Consider the following 14,922-nt stretch of genomic DNA (forward strand, 5'->3'; position numbering starts at 1 on the left):
CCCGCCCGGCGCCGGGCGAGACGTCAGTCCGTGTCAGCGGCCTTCTTCTCGGGCCATAGCTGGTCCAGCAGGTCCGCGACCCACCGGATGAGGTCGGCGTCCGAGACCGGCTCCCCACCCGCCGTGGGCAGCGGCACCACGAGGGCGTCGCCGCCGGCCAGCAGCTTCGCCTTCGGGTACAGCCGCTGCACCCGCACGCGCATCGAGTCGGGCAGGTGCGCGGGCGCGATGCGCAGGTTCGGTCCCATCGCCACGACGTCGGCCAGGCCCGCGTGCGCGGCGCGGCGACGCAGCCGCGCGACCGCGATGAGCCCCTCCACCTCGTCCGGCTCCTGACCGTAGCGGTCCCGCAGCTCCTCGAGCACGAGGTCGATCGCGTCGTCCTTCGCCGTGACGGATGCCGCGGCCGACAGCTTCTGGTAGGCCTCGAGCCGCAGCCGCTCGCTGTCGATGTAGGCCTCGGGGATGCGGGCCTGCACCGGCAGTTCCAGCCGGAGCTCGGTGGGCCCCTCGGTGTCTTCGCCGCGGAAGGCCGAGACGGCCTCGCCGATCATGCGCAGGTAGAGGTCGAAGCCCACCCCGGCGATGTGACCGGCCTGCTCGGCGCCCAGCAGGTTGCCGGCGCCGCGCAGCTCCAGGTCCTTGAGGGCGACCTGCATGCCGCTGCCCAGATCGTTGTTGACCGCGATGGTCTCGAGGCGGTCGGCGGCGGTCTCGGACAGCGGCTTGTTCTCGTCGTACAGGAAGTAGGCGTAGGCGCGCTCGCGCGCCCGGCCCACGCGGCCGCGCAGCTGGTGCAGCTGGGACAGCCCGTACTTGTCGGCACGGTCGATGATGATCGTGTTGGCGTTGGCGATGTCCAGACCGGTCTCGATGATCGTCGTCGAGACGAGGACGTCGGCGCGCCGCTCCCAGAAGTCGTCGACGACCTGCTCGAGCTGATGCTCGCCCATCTGCCCGTGGGCGACGGCGACCCGCGCCTCGGGCACGAGCTCGGCGAGGTGGGCGGCCACCCGCTGGATCGACTGCACGCGGTTGTGGACGTAGAACACCTGGCCCTCGCGCAGGAGCTCGCGGCGGATCGCGGCGGCGATCTGCTTGTCGTTGCGCGGACCGACGAACGACAGAATGGGATGCCGGTCCTCGGGGGGCGTCTGCAGCGTCGACATCTCGCGGATGCCGGTGACGGCCATCTCGAGGGTGCGGGGAATCGGGGTCGCGCTCATCGCCAGGATGTCCACGTTGGTCTTGAGCTTTTTCAGCGCGTCCTTGTGCTCGACGCCGAAGCGCTGCTCCTCGTCGATGATCATGAGGCCGAGATCCTTGAACAGGACCTTCTCGGTCAGGATGCGGTGCGTGCCGATCACCATGTCGACGGTGCCGTCGGCGAGGCCTGCCACGGTCTCTTTGGCCTGCTTGTCGGTCTGGAAGCGCGAGAGCGGCTTGACCTTCACGGGGAAGCCGGCGAAGCGCTCGGTGAACGTCTCGAGGTGCTGCTTGACCAGCAGGGTCGTCGGGACGAGCATCGCCACCTGCTTGCCGTCCTGGATCGCCTTGAACGCCGCGCGGACGGCGACCTCGGTCTTGCCGAACCCGACGTCGCCGGACAGCAGCCGGTCCATGGGGATCGGCTTCTCCATGTCGGCCTTGATCTCGTCGATCGTCTGCAGCTGGTCGGGCGTCTCGGCGAAGGGGAAGGCCTCCTCCAGTTCCCGCTGCCACGGCGAGTCCGGCCCGAACGCGTGCCCCTTCGCCGACATGCGGGCCGAGTAGAGCTTCACCAGCTCCACCGCGATGTCGCGCACCGCCTTGCGCGCCCTGCCCTTGGCCTGCGCCCAGTCGCTGCCACCCATCTTCGACAGCGCGGGCGCCTCGCCGCCGACGTAGCGCGAGAGCAGGTCGAGCTGGTCGGTGGGGACGAACAGCTTGTCGCCGGGGTAGCCGCGCTTGCTGGGCGCGTACTCGAGCACGAGGTACTCCCGGGCGCTCTTGACGGCGTTGCGGCCGCCGCTGGAGACCTCGCGCTGGGTGAGCTCGACGAAACGGCCGATGCCGTGCGTGGCGTGGACGACGAAGTCGCCGGGCTTGAGCTGCAGCGGGTCGACGACGTTGCGTCGCCGCGAGGCGAGCTTCTTCACCACGCGCTGGTCGCCGCCGATCGTGCGGCCGTAGAACTCCGCCTCGGTGAGGACGGCGAGCTTGGCCTCGTCGCTTTCGAACCCGCGCTCCAGCGTCGAGACGACGAGGTGCGCGACGCCGGGCTCGGGCGCCTCGGCGAGGTCCTCGACGCGGCGCGCGGCGATCCCGCGCTCGGCCAGGACGTCGCCGGCACGCTCGACGAGCCCTGCGCCCGAGGCTGCCACCACGACGCGCCAGCCGTCGCGCAGAAGCGCCCCGACGTGCTCGGTGGCGCCGTCGACGTTGCCGTGGAAAGACGGCACGCCGGCCCCCTGGACGCGCACGGCGGCCGAGGACTCGAGGGCGACGTCGATGTCGATGAGGCCCTCGGCAGTGGCATCCGCCGCACCGGAGTCGAACGCGCTGAGCGTCCACCACGCGTCCCCGCGCTCCCCCGCGACCTCGCGCAACCGCGACAGCGTCACGAAGTCACCCGATGCGAGGTCGGCGCTCGCGGCCGACGTGTCCACGGGGGTGGCGGCGCCGGCGGTCGCGGCGTTCCACGCCGCCTCGAGGAATTCCCGGTTCGTCTCGCCGAGGGTCAGCGCGCGCGTGACGCAGCGCTCGGGATCGACGAGGGCGACCGCGCCGCCGCCGGGCAGGTAGTCCACCAGCGTCACCAGCCGGTCGACCACCACCGGCAGAAGCGACTCCATCCCCTCGACGGGGATGCCCTGCGACATCTTCTCGAGCATGCCGCCGAGGCCCGGCAGCCGGTCCCCGAGCGCCCCGGCGCGCCGGCGGACGTCGTCGGTGAGCAGCAGCTCGCGCCCGGCCAGCAGCACGACCTCGCCGATCCCGCCGGGCAGCGACCGCTGGTCGGCGACCGAGAACGCGCGGATCTGGTCCACCTCGTCGCCGAAGAACTCGATGCGGTAGGGATGGGCCGCCGTCGGCGGGAAGACATCCAGGATGCCGCCGCGCACGGCGAACTCGCCCCGGCGGGACACCATGTCCACGCGGTGGTAGGCCAGGGTTACGAGGGTGGCCACGACGTCGGCGAGCTCGTGCCCGCGCGCGCCCTCGGCCAGCCGCAGCGGCGGATGATCGGCGAGCCCCGGCGCCAGCGGCTGGATGGCCGCGCGCACCGACGCGGTGATCACCAGCGGATCCTCACCGGTCCAGCCGGCGATCTCGTGGAGCACCTCGAGCCGGCGCCCCACCGTCTCGGCCGACGGGCTGAGGCGCTCGTGGGGCAGGGTCTCCCACGCCGGGAAGTGCAGCACACGGGCACGCGGCATCAGCGCGGCCAGCGCCGGCCCGAGCGCCTCGGCACGCCGGCCCGTGGGCGCGACCGCCAGCAGGGCGGGTGGGCGGCCGCCCGCCGAGCGACGGGCCACGAGCGCCGCCAGCAGCGGCGCGTCGAGCCCTTCGACGAGCGAGAAGTCGGCGTCCACCGACGACGAGCCCACCGCCTCCCGGAATGAGTCAGCCTGCTCGAGGGCGCGCACGATCCCGGGAACTGTCACCGAAGAAGTCTACGGCGCGTGCCCGACACGGCCGCCGGGCACGCGTGCCTAGGATGATGCCGTGAGCGATCCGTCCGAGCAGCGCCCCGCGCCCGCACCCGGCTGGGCGCCGCCCGCCGGTGCCCCCTTCGGGCCGGGCGCCGCCGCTGCGGGCACGCCCGCACGCTATGCGCCGCCCGTCCTGCCGCCGGGGCGCGTGACGCACGTGCCCGCGCCGCCGCGCGGACCCGCGCTCGGCATCGTCGCGCTCGTCGTCGCCGTCGCCGCCGTCGCCGGTGCGAGCCTCGTCGGGGCGTGGGCGGCCTTCCGCATCGGCATGGGCGCCGGCGCCGAGATCGCGATGCGGCCGATGGGGGCGGACTTCGACTGGTCCGTGCTGTCGCCGGTGCGCGAACACGTCCTCACCGCGGAGCTCGCCTTCTGGGCGGGGACGCTGCTGGGTCTGTGGGCGCTCGTGCAGGGGATCGTCGCGATCATCCGCGGCCGCGGGCGCGGCCTGGCCATCGCCGCCGTCGTCCTCGCCGCGACCGGCCCCGTCGTGTTCTTCCTCGCGGTGCAGGCGACCCTCGCCGCCGGGCTCGCCGCCGGGGGCAGCATCGGCGGCTGACCCGTCAGTCGCGCGGGGCGTGATGACGCTGCTGCGCGGCGAGCAGGCCCTCGTCGATCAGCTGCTCGACGGCATCCGCGGCATCGGACAGCAGGTTCGGCAGCGTCTGACGCTCCGTCGACCCGAACGGGTCGAGCACCCAGTCGGCGGCGTCCTGACGGCCCGGGGGGCGGCCGATGCCGACCCGCACCCGCGGGAAGTCGGGCGTGCCGAGGGCCTTGGCCACGTCGCGCACGCCGTTGTGGCCGCCGTGTCCGCCCCCGGTCTTGAGCTTGAGGGTGTCGAAAGGGATGTCCAGCTCGTCGTGGACGATGACGACCCGCTCGGGATCCACGCCGTAGAACCGGGCGAGGGCGGCGACCGGACCACCCGAGACGTTCATGAAGGAGTTGGGCTTGGCCAGCACGATCTTCGCCGCGCCGGGACGCAGCCACGTCTCGGCGACCCGCGCATTGCCCTTGTGCGCCTTGAAGGTCTCGCCGCGGCGGGACGCGAGCTCGTCCACGACCAGCTGGCCGACGTTGTGCCGGGTCTGCTCGTAGCGGGGGCCGGGGTTCCCCAGGCCCACCACCAGCCACGTCTCGGGCATGGCGTCCTCTCTCTGCGCGCGGCGCGCGCGTGTGAGAAGGACGAGGGGATGCGGCATCCGCACCCCCTCGTCCGATCCGGCGAAGTCTTACTCGGCGGCCTCTTCGGCAGCCTCGTCGCCCTCGCCGGCGGCCTCTTCGGCAGCCTCGTCGCCCTCGGCCTCATCGGCGTTGTCCTCGGGCAGCTCCTCGACGGCGGGCACCGAGACGGCCACGACGAGGGTCTCGCCGTCGGTGACCAGCGAGGTGCCCTTGGGCAGCGTCAGGTCGGCGGCGGTGATGTGGGCACCCTCTTCGAGGCCCTCGACCGACACCTCGATGGTCTCGGGGATGTGCAGCGCCTCGGCCTCGACCGTGACGGTCGTGGAGTCGAGGGTGGCGATGGTGCCGGCGAAGGGCTCCCCGGTCACGACGACGGGAACGTCGACCTGGACCTTCTCGCCCTTCTTGACCACGAGCAGGTCGATGTGCTCGATGATCTGGTGCACCGGGTCCTTCTGCACGTCCTTGACGAGCGTGAGCTGCGAGGCGCCCTCGATGTCGAGCTCGAGCACCGCGTTGGCGCGACGGATCAGCAGCGCGGTCTGGTGACCGGGCAGGGCGACGTGCACCGGGTCGGTGCCGTGGCCGTAGATGACGGCGGGGATCTTGCCGGCCGCGCGAAGACGGCGGGCGAAGCCCTTGCCGAAGTTCGAGCGGACCTCGGCCTGGACCTTGGTGTCGACGTCCTGAGACATGTGTTCTCCTCACGGGCGCACGGGCCCGTTCTTCGATCGGGCGCGGGGCCCGGGGTATGGGGTCTGGATTCGACTCGAACGCGAGCGCGTGAGGAACCGTGAGCCTGCACACCCCCGTCGATCACGGATGCTGCGCAGGTCCTGACGGGCCGGACGCGGCATCCCTCGCCGAAGTACAGTGGTCGAGTCTACCAGCGACACCGGTACGATGAGGACCTATGGAATACGGCTTCTTCTCGCACGTCCTGCTCTGGCTCATCGGCGCGATGGCACTCGCGGGCGCCGCGCTGACCGCCGGCGCGTTCTGGTCGATGGGACGCCAGGGCTACCGCAAGGACTGACCGGTCAGGCCGGGTCCGGCCACACCGCCACGACCACTTTGCCCGAGGCCTCGGAGTCCCGCGCGACGGCGAAGGCGCGCGCGACGTCGCCGGCGTCGATCACGTGCGTGATGATCCGCTCGAACTCCGGATGCCGGGCGAGCAGCTCGACGGCCTGATCGATCTCGTCGCGGAAGCGGAACGTCCCCACGTACGCGACCTCTTTGGCGACGAACGGGGCGAGGTTCACCGGGCGGGCCTCGTCGGGCATCATCCCCACCTGCACCACCACACCCGCCGGGCGCACCGCCCGCAGCGCCGTCGAGACCGAGGCGGCCACACCCGAGCACTCCAGCACGACGTCGAACACCCCCGCCTCGACATCCTGGGCGGATACGTCGACCGTGGCGACGGCGCCGACCTCGCGCGCCCGCGCGAGCGGTCCCGGCAGCACGTCGGTGGCGGTCACCTCGGCGCCCCCCGCGACGGCGGCCGCGACCGCGAGCAGACCGATGGGGCCCGAGCCGGTCACCAGCACGCGGCGTCCCGCCACGTCGCCGGCCTTGCCGAGGGCGTGCAGCGCCACCGCGAGCGGCTCGGCGAGCACCGCGCGGCGGACGGGGAGCTCCGGCGGCAGCACGCGGACCGCCGAGCGCTCGACCAGCATCCGCTCGCGAAGCGCCCCCTGGGTGTGGGGCCACGTCGAGGCGCTCCCGAGGTAGGCGCCGCCGGGCCACAGGTGCGGCTCGTCGGGGAAGCGCGGGTCGGGCGCGCCGAACGTCGCCGGATGCACGGTGACCGGGGTGCCCGGCGGCCACTGGCCCGCGGGATCGTGGTCGATGCGCCCCGACAGCTCATGGCCGGGGATCAGCGGCTCGCGCACCACGAACGCGCCGTTGGCGCCGTGGAAGTAGTAGTGCAGGTCCGAGCCGCAGATGCCGATGTAGTCCACGCGGATCCGCACCTGCCCCTCGGCGGGCTCCGGGGCGGGGACCTCGCGGACGACAAGGGTCTCGGGGGCGTCGATGAAGGCTGCGCGCATGACGGGGAGTCCGTTCGGGATCGGCGGGTCACACGACGGCGGTCATGCCGCCGTCGACGAAGAGGTTCTGGCCCGAGACGAAGCTCGACGCGTCCGAGGCGAGGAACAGCAGCGCGCCGTCGAGCTCGGCGAAGTCGCCCCAGCGCCCCGCGGGGGTGCGGGCGGTGAGCCAGCCGGTGAAGGCGTCGTCCTCGACGAGGTCGCGGTTCATCTCGGTGGCGAAATAGCCCGGCGACAGCGCGTTGACCTGGATGCCGTGGCGGGCGAGGTCGGCGGCCATCCCGCGGGTGAGCTGGGCCACGCCCCCCTTCGAGGCGGAATAGGGCGCGATCGTCTGCCGGGCCAGCGCGGACTGCACCGAGGCGACGTTGACGATCTTGCCCGAGCCCCGCTCGATCATCGCCGGGGCGACGAAGCGCGAGACGTAGAAGACCCCCGAGAGGTTCGCGGCGATGACGTCGTCCCAGTCCGACACCGCGAACTCCGCGAACGGGGCGCGGCGTTGGACGCCCGCGTTGTTGACGAGGATGTCGGGCGTGCCGTGCTCGGCGAGCATGGCGGTCACGCCGCGCTCGACGGCGGCGGCGTCGGTGACGTCGAACGCGACCGCGGCCGCGGGCCGGCCCGAGAGCTCCGCCGCCTCGGCTCGCGTGGCCTCGACCGCCGCCGTGTCCCGGCCGTGCACGACGATGCGTGCGCCGGCGCGGGCGAGGGCGAGGGCGAGGGACCGGCCGAGGCCACGGGAGCTTCCCGTGACGAAGGCCAGCCGGTCCGACACATCGAACAGCGAGGAGGGGGCGGAGCCCTCGGGCCGGGGGGTCACAGCAGCGAGCCCACGCCGAAGACGACCAGCACGAGCAGGAACGCCAGCACCGACTCGATGGTCTGCTGCACGGTCCAGGTCTTCAGCGTGGTCTTGACGTCCATCCCCATGAGGCGGCCGACGAGCCAGAAGCCCGAGTCGTTGACGTGACCGGCGAACACCGACCCGGCCGCGGTGGCCAGCGTGATGGCCGCGATCTGCAGCGGGTTGAAGTCGCCCGCCGTCACCGCGGGGGCCGCCAGGCCCGCCGCGGTCACCAGGGCGACCGTGGCCGAGCCCTGCGCGAGGCGGATGACGACGGCGATGATGTAGGCCGCGAAGATGATCGGCAGGCCGAGATCGCTGAGGGACTCCGCGAGGGCCTCGCCGATGCCCGAGGCGCGCAGGACCGCGCCGAACATGCCGCCGGCCCCGGTGATGAGGATGACCGAGGCGACCGGGCCGAGGGCCGAGTCGACGATCTTCTCGAGGGCCGTGCCGTTCTCGCCGCGGCGGAAGCCGAGCACGAACGTGGCCACCACGACGGTGATGAGCAGCGCCACCGCCGAGTTGCCGACGAGCACCAGCGCCTGGACCCACACGTCGTCGGCGGACACCGCACCGGCGGCGGCCAGGGTGGTGAGGCCGGTGTTGAGCAAGATGAGGAACATCGGCAGCAGCAGCAGCGCGATGATCGTCCCGGGCTTGGGCGGGTTGACCGGCTGGTCGTCGTCGATCGACCCGAACAGGGCGGGCACCGGCAGGTGGATGCGCGAGGCGACGAACTTCCCCCACAGATAACCCGAGACGTACCAGACCGGGAACGCGATGATGAGGCCCACGAGGAGCACGATGCCCAGGTTCGCGCCGTACAGGTCGCTGGCGGTGACGGGTCCGGGGTGCGGGGGCAGGAAGACGTGCATGACCGAGAACGCGGCGGCGGCGGGGATGCCGAACAGCAGCACGTTATTCTTGGACACGCGACGGGCCACGGCGAAGATGATCGGCAGCATCATGACCAGGCCGGCGTCGAAGAACATCGGGAAGCCGAGGATCAGCGACGCGATGCCGAGCGCGAACGGCGCCCGCTTCTCGCCGAAGATCTGCACGAAGCGGTCGGCGAGGGCCTTGGCGCCGCCGGAGTGCTCGATCAGCCTGCCCAGCATCGCCCCGAGCGCCACCAGCAGGGCGACGGTTCCCAGGGTCCCTCCGAAGCCGCCCGTGAGGGTCGACGCGATCGCCCCGATCGGGACGCCGGCCACGAGCGCGGTGAGCAGCGAGACGATGATCAGGGTGAGGAACGCGTGCACCTTGAACACGATGATCATCAGCAGGATGAGCGCGATGGCTCCTGCCGCGATTCCGAGGAGCGGCGCTGTTCCCAGCGTCTGCGTCCAATCTTCCATCTGGATCTCCATTGACAATCAGGTGCGGGAGCCGCCGCGAAGGGCCGCTGCTCCCGCCGTAGGATTCGATCGTCCGCGAGAGCATTCTGCGCGGACTCGGTGAATCCTCACACAATGATCGTATCTTTGACAAGTTGTCGTCATACTTTTAATACGACGCCGTCGTCGTCGTCCGCACAGTCGCAGGGAGCCCCCATGGCGCAGGCATCGCACGGATCCGTGCTCGACGATCTGGGCGCCCGCATCGCCGGCGGCGACGTCGCCCCGGGCACGGTGCTGACCCTCGCCGGCCTCGAAGAGGACTACGGCGTCTCGCGCACCGTCATCCGCGAGGCCGTGCGCGTGCTCGAGGCGATGGGGATGCTGCTCTCACGGCGCCGCGTCGGGATCACCGTGCGCGACGTCTCGCACTGGAGCGCTCTGGATCCGCGGCTGATCGGCTGGCAGCTCGCGGGTCCGCGCCGGGGCCAGCAGCTGATCGTGGTCACCGAGCTGCGCGCGGCCATCGAGCCGGTCGCGGCGCGCCTGAGCGCGCAGCGCGCCAGCGACGTCCAGCGCGCGGAGATCCTGCGACTGGCCATGCGGCTCGAGGAGCTGGGGCACGCCGGCAAGGGCGACACCGACGAGTACCTGGCGGCTGACATCGCCTTCCACGACCTGATCCTCGACTCCAGCGGGAACCTGATGCTGGCGGCGGTGAAGTCACCCATCGCCACCGTCATCGCCGGCCGCCAGCACCACGGCCTCACCCCCGGCGTCCCCGAGGACGAGGCCCTCCACAACCATGTCGAGACGGCACGCGCGATCGCCCGGGGCGATGCCGAGGCGGCCGAGCACCACACGCGCCGCTACGTCGACGCGGTGCTGGGCGAGCTCCGCGAGCTGTAGGCCCGCTCAGCCGGCAGGCTCGGTCCGGGTGTAGTGGTCCAGGTAGCGCGCGAATCCCTCGTCGTACTGGGCTCGCCGCTCGGCGCGCGGGCGGACGATCTGCGGCCGGTCCTCTTCCAGAGCGGGATGCCGGTCGTCGAGGCCCGCCGAGCGCAGCCCCATCCGCAGCGCGCCGACGACCGAGCTGTGCTGCCGCGCAGAGGTCTCCATCTCGGTGCCGAACACATCGACCACCAGCTGGGTCCAGAAGGGCGAGGACAGCACTCCCCCGGACAGGACGATCCGGTGCGGGGCGCCGTTGAGCGCGGTGAGCTCTTTGAAGCAGTGGAACAGCGAATAGGCCACGCCCTCGAGCACCGCCTGGTACATGTCGGCCCTGGTGTGCTCGGGCTCGAGCTCGAGCAGTCCGCCGCGGCGCTGATCCTGCCATCCCGGGCTGCGCTCGCCGAACAGGAACGGCAGGAACACCGGGGTGCGCAGGCGATCAGCCGACATCAGCGGCTCGATCTCGCTGTAGTCCGCGGCCTGCCCGAAGAACCTCTCGCGCGCCCAGTCGACGCAGTTGCCGCACCCCGAGGTCGCGGCGCCGCTGAGCGGGCCCGTCGGCGAGCGGTACGACCACGTGCTGAGCGTCGGCGAGAACGACGGATGCCGCGTCGAGAAACGCAGCGCTCCGCTCGTCCCCATCGAGAACGTCATGTCGCCCGGCTCGGTGGCCAGGTCCCCCACCTGGCTCAGGCCGCCATCGGGTCCGGGCGTGAGGACCGGGATGCCGGCGGGGACGCCGAGCAGGACCGCGGCCTCGGGCAGGAGCGGCGCGGTCGCCGTGGGCGGCACCAGTCGCGGCAGCCTGAGGCCGCCGAGACCGAAGCGGTCGATGACCTCGTGATCCCAGTCACCCGAGAAGGCGTTGAGCAGCCCGGTGCCCGAGGCCAGGGAGGCGTTCGTCCAGGCCGCACCGGTGAGCCGTGCGAAATTCAGCGTGGGCTGATCCATCATCAGCAGCCCGTCCGGCGACAGGCCGCGCTCGCGCAGCAGCAGGAGCTTGAAGAGCGGGTAGACGGCGTTGACCATGCATCCGGTCCGCTCGTAGAACCACCACGTGAACTCGTCGTCGGCGCGCAGCTGCGCGCACAGGTCCTGCGCGCCGGTGTAGGGCCACTCGCGGACGGGGGTGACCGCCGTCAGATCCTCGCGGCACAGCGCGAGACCGTGCCAGGTGCCGCTGAGGACGATCATTCCCACCGGGCGCCCCGCTGCGACTTCGCGACCGAGCGCCATCATCTGGGTGTACACGGCGTCGCCGTCCCGCACGGCGGCGTCGGGCCCCGGCACCTCGAACCGGCGCGCGCGCACCGAGGCGAGCCCGGTGTCGGTGTCGAACAGCATCGCCTTGGCCGAGGTCGTGCTGGCCTCGAGTGCGAGGAGGATCATGCGGGCAGCCCCATCTTCGTCAGTCGCGTGCCGCGGGCACATCATTGTCGAGCCCAATGATATGATCTTTTCGGCCTCGCGGTGCAGCGAGTCCGGAAAGCGATGACGTGAACGAGATCCTCGACCTGTTCGGCCCCCACCGGATCATCCCGGTCGTCACGGCGCACAGCGCTCAGGAGGGAGTCGGCATCTCGGCGGCCCTCGCCGCCGGCGGCCTGCCGGTGGCCGAGATCACCTTCCGTACTCCCGCCGCCGCCGATGCGATCGCCGCGGCCTCCGCGCTGCCCGGCATGCTCGTCGGGGCCGGGACGGTCATCCGCCCCGAGCAGGTGGACGCCGCGGTCGCCGCCGGTGCGGACTTCATCGTCTCGCCCGGGACGAGTCAGGCCGTGATCGCCCGCTGCCGCGCACACGGCATCCCCGTCCTGCCGGGCGCCGTCACGGCGACCGAGATCCAGGCGGCGCTGGAGGCCGGCGCCGAGGTCGTGAAGTTCTTCCCCGCCGAGGCGTCGGGGGGCGCGGCGGCGCTCCGGGCGCTGACCGCGCCCTTCGGCGACGTGGGATTCCTGCCCACGGGCGGCATCGGACCGCAGAACATGGCCGACTACCTCGAGATCGGGCAGGTGCTCGCGATCGGCGGTTCATGGATGCTGCCGGCCGATGCCGTCCGCGAGGGCGACTGGGACCGCGTGGCGGCGTTGACGCAAGAGGGCGTCACACGGGCGGGGGCTGTGCAACGCGGAGCGCTACGCTAGCCCGCGAGGGTCCGCCCTCACAAACCCGCGGCCCGTCCGGTGAGCCTCCCGCCCTCACCCCGTAATACGGACCGGCCAGAATCATGGCGGAGAGACTTGACGACAGGAGTGCGTGTGACCGAGGCAGTGGCGAATATCGGTGTGGTGGGGCTTGCGGTGATGGGGTCGAATCTGGCCCGTAATCTGGCGTCGCGGGAGGGCAACACGGTGGCGGTGTTCAACCGTTCCCGGTCCAAGACCGATGAGCTGGTGGCCGCGCATCCCGAGGCGGGGTTCGTGGCCTCGTTCGACTACGAGGGTTTCGCGGCGTCGCTGCAGCGGCCGCGGACCGCGGTGATCATGGTCAAGGCCGGCACGCCCACGGATCTGGTGATCGAGTCGCTGATGGGCGTGTTCGAACCGGGCGACATCATCGTCGACGGTGGGAACGCGTTGTTCACCGACACCATCCGCCGCGAGAAGGCGGTGCGCGAGACCGGGATCAACTTCGTCGGGATGGGCGTGTCCGGGGGTGAGGAGGGCGCCCTGCGGGGTCCCTCGCTGATGCCCGGCGGGTCCGACGAGTCGTGGGTGACGCTGGGCCCGATCCTGCGCTCGATCGCCGCGGTCGCCGAGGGCGAGCCGTGCGTGACCCATGTCGGCCACGACGGCGCCGGCCACTTCGTGAAGATGGTCCACAACGGCATCGAGTACGCCGACATGCAGCTGATCGCCGAAGCGTACGACCTGATCCGCAAGGCCACCGGCAAGACCCCCGCCGAGATCGCCGACGTGTTCGCGGACTGGAACCGCGGCGAGCTGGAGTCCTACCTGATCGAGATCACCGCCGAAGTCCTCCGCCAGGACGACGCCGCCACCGGGCTGCCCCTGGTCGACGTCATCGTCGACCAGGCCGGCGCGAAGGGCACCGGCGCGTGGACGGTGCAGACCGCGCTGAACCTCGGCGTGCCCGTCTCGGGCATCGCCGAAGCCACCTTCGCCCGGTCGCTGTCCTCACACCCCGCCCAGCGCGCCGCCTCCCGCACCCTCCCCGGCCCCGACCAGACCCTCACCGTCGACGACGTCGACGGGTTCATCGAGGACGTCCGCCTGGCCCTGTACGCCTCGAAGATCGTCGCGTACTCCCAGGGCTTCGACGAGATCCGCGCCGGCGCGACCGAGTACGACTGGAACATCGACCTCGGCGCGGTCTCGAAGATCTGGCGCGGCGGCTGCATCATCCGCGCCCAGTTCCTCAACCGCATCGCCGACGCCTACCAGGACACCCCCGACCTGCCCGTCCTGCTCACCGCCCCCTACTTCGTCGAAGCCCTCGGCCGAGCCCAGGACGCCTGGCGCCGCATCGTCCGCCTCGCCGCGGACTCCGGCATCCCCGCCCCCGCGTTCTCGTCTTCGCTGTCCTACTACGACGGCCTCCGCGCCGAACGCCTCCCCGCCGCCCTCATCCAGGGCCAACGGGACTACTTCGGCGCCCACACCTACCGCCGCACCGACAAACCCGGCACCTTCCACACCCAATGGTCCGGCGACCGCACCGAGATCGAAGCCGAAGACACCCACTGACCCCACCCACGCGCAGACGCCGGGCGGGTCCCTCACGGGGCCCGCCCGGCGTCATGTCCGCCAGCTCGGCATCAGTCGAAGCTGAGCTCGGCGGCGACCTCGGCCAGCGCCGCCCGCACCGCGCGCAGCGACGGATGCCCGCCCTGCGAGGCGCGCGCGGCGGTGAAGATCGTCCGGTGCGGCTCGCCCTCGAGGGCTACCAGCCGCAGCCGCGCCACCGCCCCGGCGTGGACCAGCCCCGGCAGCAGCCCCACGGCGTTGCCGGACTCGATCATCCGCAGGTGCGCCTGCAGGTCCGCCGTCTCGTAGCGGACGTCCGGCTCGAACCCGGCCAGCCGGCACGTCTGCTCGGCCCAGTGCCGCGTCGCCGCCCCCTGCGGCTCCATCACCCACGGCAGGTCGGCGAGATCGCCGATGCCGCCGGCCTCGTCGAAGCGGGGATCGCCGGTTCCCGCCGGCGGAAGCCCCAGGCGGATCGGATCGCGCGCGAGCGGCTCGCGATCGAGCCCCGCGAAGTGCCGCGCGGAGTGCCCCGGGTACTGCTCGGCCACGACCAGGTCGAACCCGCGCGCCCACGTCTCGCGCAGCGCCGCTCCGGGCTCGTACTGGACGACCTCGACCCGCAGGCCCGGGCTGCTCTCGCGCAGGCGCCGCAGCACCGCCGGCATGAGGGCGAGCATCGCCGTCTGGAAGACCGCGACGCGGATCGTGCCGACCACCTCGTCGCGGATGCGGTGCAGCGCAGCCTCGGCGCGCTCGAGCCCCGCCATGAGCTCCTCGGTCTCGGCGACGAGCGCCTCGCCGGCGGCGGTCAGCTCGAGCGTCCGGCCGGCCCGCCGCAGGAGCGGCACACCCGCCTCACGTTCCAGGATGCCGAGCTGCTGGGACACCGCGGAGGGGGTGTAGTTGCGCGCTTCGGCGACGGCGGCGATGGTCCCGCGCGCGTGCAGCTCCCACAGCAGCCGCAGCCGTTTCAGATCGAGCATGGACGCTGCTCCCCTCGGATCCGATTCATCAGTTCTGCTACACGATATGGGAAAGATACCTTCGCTGTACTTTACGCTTCGGCGTTGTCACACTGAGCTTCAGCATCGCGGGTGACCCGCCCGCCCCCTCTCCCCGACCACGGAAGCC

13 protein-coding genes are annotated in these 14,922 nt (G+C 71.9%); 5 read left to right on the top strand and 8 right to left on the bottom strand.

The genetic code is table 11. The annotated features are described in order from the left end of the window. Positions 1 to 23: 23 nt before the first annotated feature. Entirely contained in the window at positions 24 to 3,647 is a 3,624-nt protein-coding gene (gene mfd / locus ACYVF4_RS03120) for a transcription-repair coupling factor (RefSeq protein WP_460719621.1), read from the bottom strand. Between the two features lie 61 nt (positions 3,648 to 3,708). Between mfd and ACYVF4_RS03125 the strand changes: the two genes are divergently transcribed. Then, entirely contained in the window at positions 3,709 to 4,254 is a 546-nt protein-coding gene (locus ACYVF4_RS03125; RefSeq protein WP_460719623.1) for a hypothetical protein, read from the top strand. Between the two features lie 4 nt (positions 4,255 to 4,258). On the opposite strand, the gene pth is transcribed toward ACYVF4_RS03125, so the two are convergent. After that, the gene (pth, locus tag ACYVF4_RS03130) at positions 4,259 to 4,843 is read right to left on the bottom strand and encodes an aminoacyl-tRNA hydrolase (protein WP_460719625.1); all 585 of its coding nucleotides are present in this window, start codon (positions 4,841 to 4,843) and stop codon (positions 4,259 to 4,261) included. Positions 4,844 to 4,930: 87 nt separating this feature from the next. Continuing rightward, complete coding sequence (locus tag ACYVF4_RS03135; protein ID WP_460719627.1) at positions 4,931 to 5,578, bottom strand: 50S ribosomal protein L25/general stress protein Ctc; 648 nt, start codon at positions 5,576 to 5,578, stop codon at positions 4,931 to 4,933. 218 nt (positions 5,579 to 5,796) lie between these two features. On the opposite strand from ACYVF4_RS03135, the gene ACYVF4_RS03140 reads away from it, so the two are divergent. Next, positions 5,797 to 5,919: a hypothetical protein gene (locus ACYVF4_RS03140; RefSeq protein WP_460719629.1), complete on the top strand. Its 123-nt coding sequence runs from the start codon at positions 5,797 to 5,799 to the stop codon at positions 5,917 to 5,919. 4 nt (positions 5,920 to 5,923) lie between these two features. Here the strand turns inward: ACYVF4_RS03140 and ACYVF4_RS03145 are convergent, their stop codons facing one another. Genes ACYVF4_RS03145 through ACYVF4_RS03155 form a run of 3 tightly spaced genes read right to left on the bottom strand, consistent with a single transcriptional unit; the run spans position 5,924 to position 9,148 of the window. Continuing rightward, positions 5,924 to 6,940: a zinc-binding dehydrogenase gene (locus ACYVF4_RS03145; protein ID WP_460719631.1), complete on the bottom strand. Its 1,017-nt coding sequence runs from the start codon at positions 6,938 to 6,940 to the stop codon at positions 5,924 to 5,926. Between the two features lie 28 nt (positions 6,941 to 6,968). Continuing rightward, positions 6,969 to 7,763 carry an SDR family oxidoreductase gene (locus ACYVF4_RS03150; RefSeq protein ID WP_460719633.1) on the bottom strand — a complete coding sequence of 265 codons (795 nt, stop codon included), beginning with the start codon at positions 7,761 to 7,763 and terminating at the stop codon, positions 6,969 to 6,971. After that, positions 7,760 to 9,148, bottom strand: coding sequence for a GntP family permease (locus ACYVF4_RS03155; protein ID WP_460719635.1), 1,389 nt, complete (start codon positions 9,146 to 9,148; stop codon positions 7,760 to 7,762). The genes ACYVF4_RS03150 and ACYVF4_RS03155 overlap by 4 nt, the downstream gene beginning before the upstream one ends. A 195-nt stretch (positions 9,149 to 9,343) precedes the next feature. Here ACYVF4_RS03155 and ACYVF4_RS03160 point away from each other — a divergent pair, with 195 nt between their 5' ends. Beyond that, on the top strand, positions 9,344 to 10,036 hold the full coding sequence (locus ACYVF4_RS03160) for a FadR/GntR family transcriptional regulator (protein WP_460719637.1): 693 nt from the start codon (positions 9,344 to 9,346) through the stop codon (positions 10,034 to 10,036). A gap of 6 nt (positions 10,037 to 10,042) precedes the next feature. On the opposite strand, the gene ACYVF4_RS03165 is transcribed toward ACYVF4_RS03160, so the two are convergent. Continuing rightward, positions 10,043 to 11,470, bottom strand: coding sequence for a gluconokinase (locus tag ACYVF4_RS03165; protein WP_460719639.1), 1,428 nt, complete (start codon positions 11,468 to 11,470; stop codon positions 10,043 to 10,045). Between the two features lie 107 nt (positions 11,471 to 11,577). Between ACYVF4_RS03165 and eda the strand changes: the two genes are divergently transcribed. Beyond that, positions 11,578 to 12,225, top strand: coding sequence for a bifunctional 4-hydroxy-2-oxoglutarate aldolase/2-dehydro-3-deoxy-phosphogluconate aldolase (gene eda, locus ACYVF4_RS03170; protein WP_460719641.1), 648 nt, complete (start codon positions 11,578 to 11,580; stop codon positions 12,223 to 12,225). A gap of 114 nt (positions 12,226 to 12,339) precedes the next feature. Beyond that, positions 12,340 to 13,788: an NADP-dependent phosphogluconate dehydrogenase gene (gndA, locus tag ACYVF4_RS03175; RefSeq protein ID WP_460719643.1), complete on the top strand. Its 1,449-nt coding sequence runs from the start codon at positions 12,340 to 12,342 to the stop codon at positions 13,786 to 13,788. Between the two features lie 71 nt (positions 13,789 to 13,859). On the opposite strand, the gene ACYVF4_RS03180 is transcribed toward gndA, so the two are convergent. Continuing rightward, positions 13,860 to 14,774: a LysR family transcriptional regulator gene (locus tag ACYVF4_RS03180; RefSeq protein WP_460719645.1), complete on the bottom strand. Its 915-nt coding sequence runs from the start codon at positions 14,772 to 14,774 to the stop codon at positions 13,860 to 13,862. Between the last annotated feature and the right edge of the window lie 148 nt (positions 14,775 to 14,922).

The organism is Microbacterium aureliae, assembly GCF_054780155.1.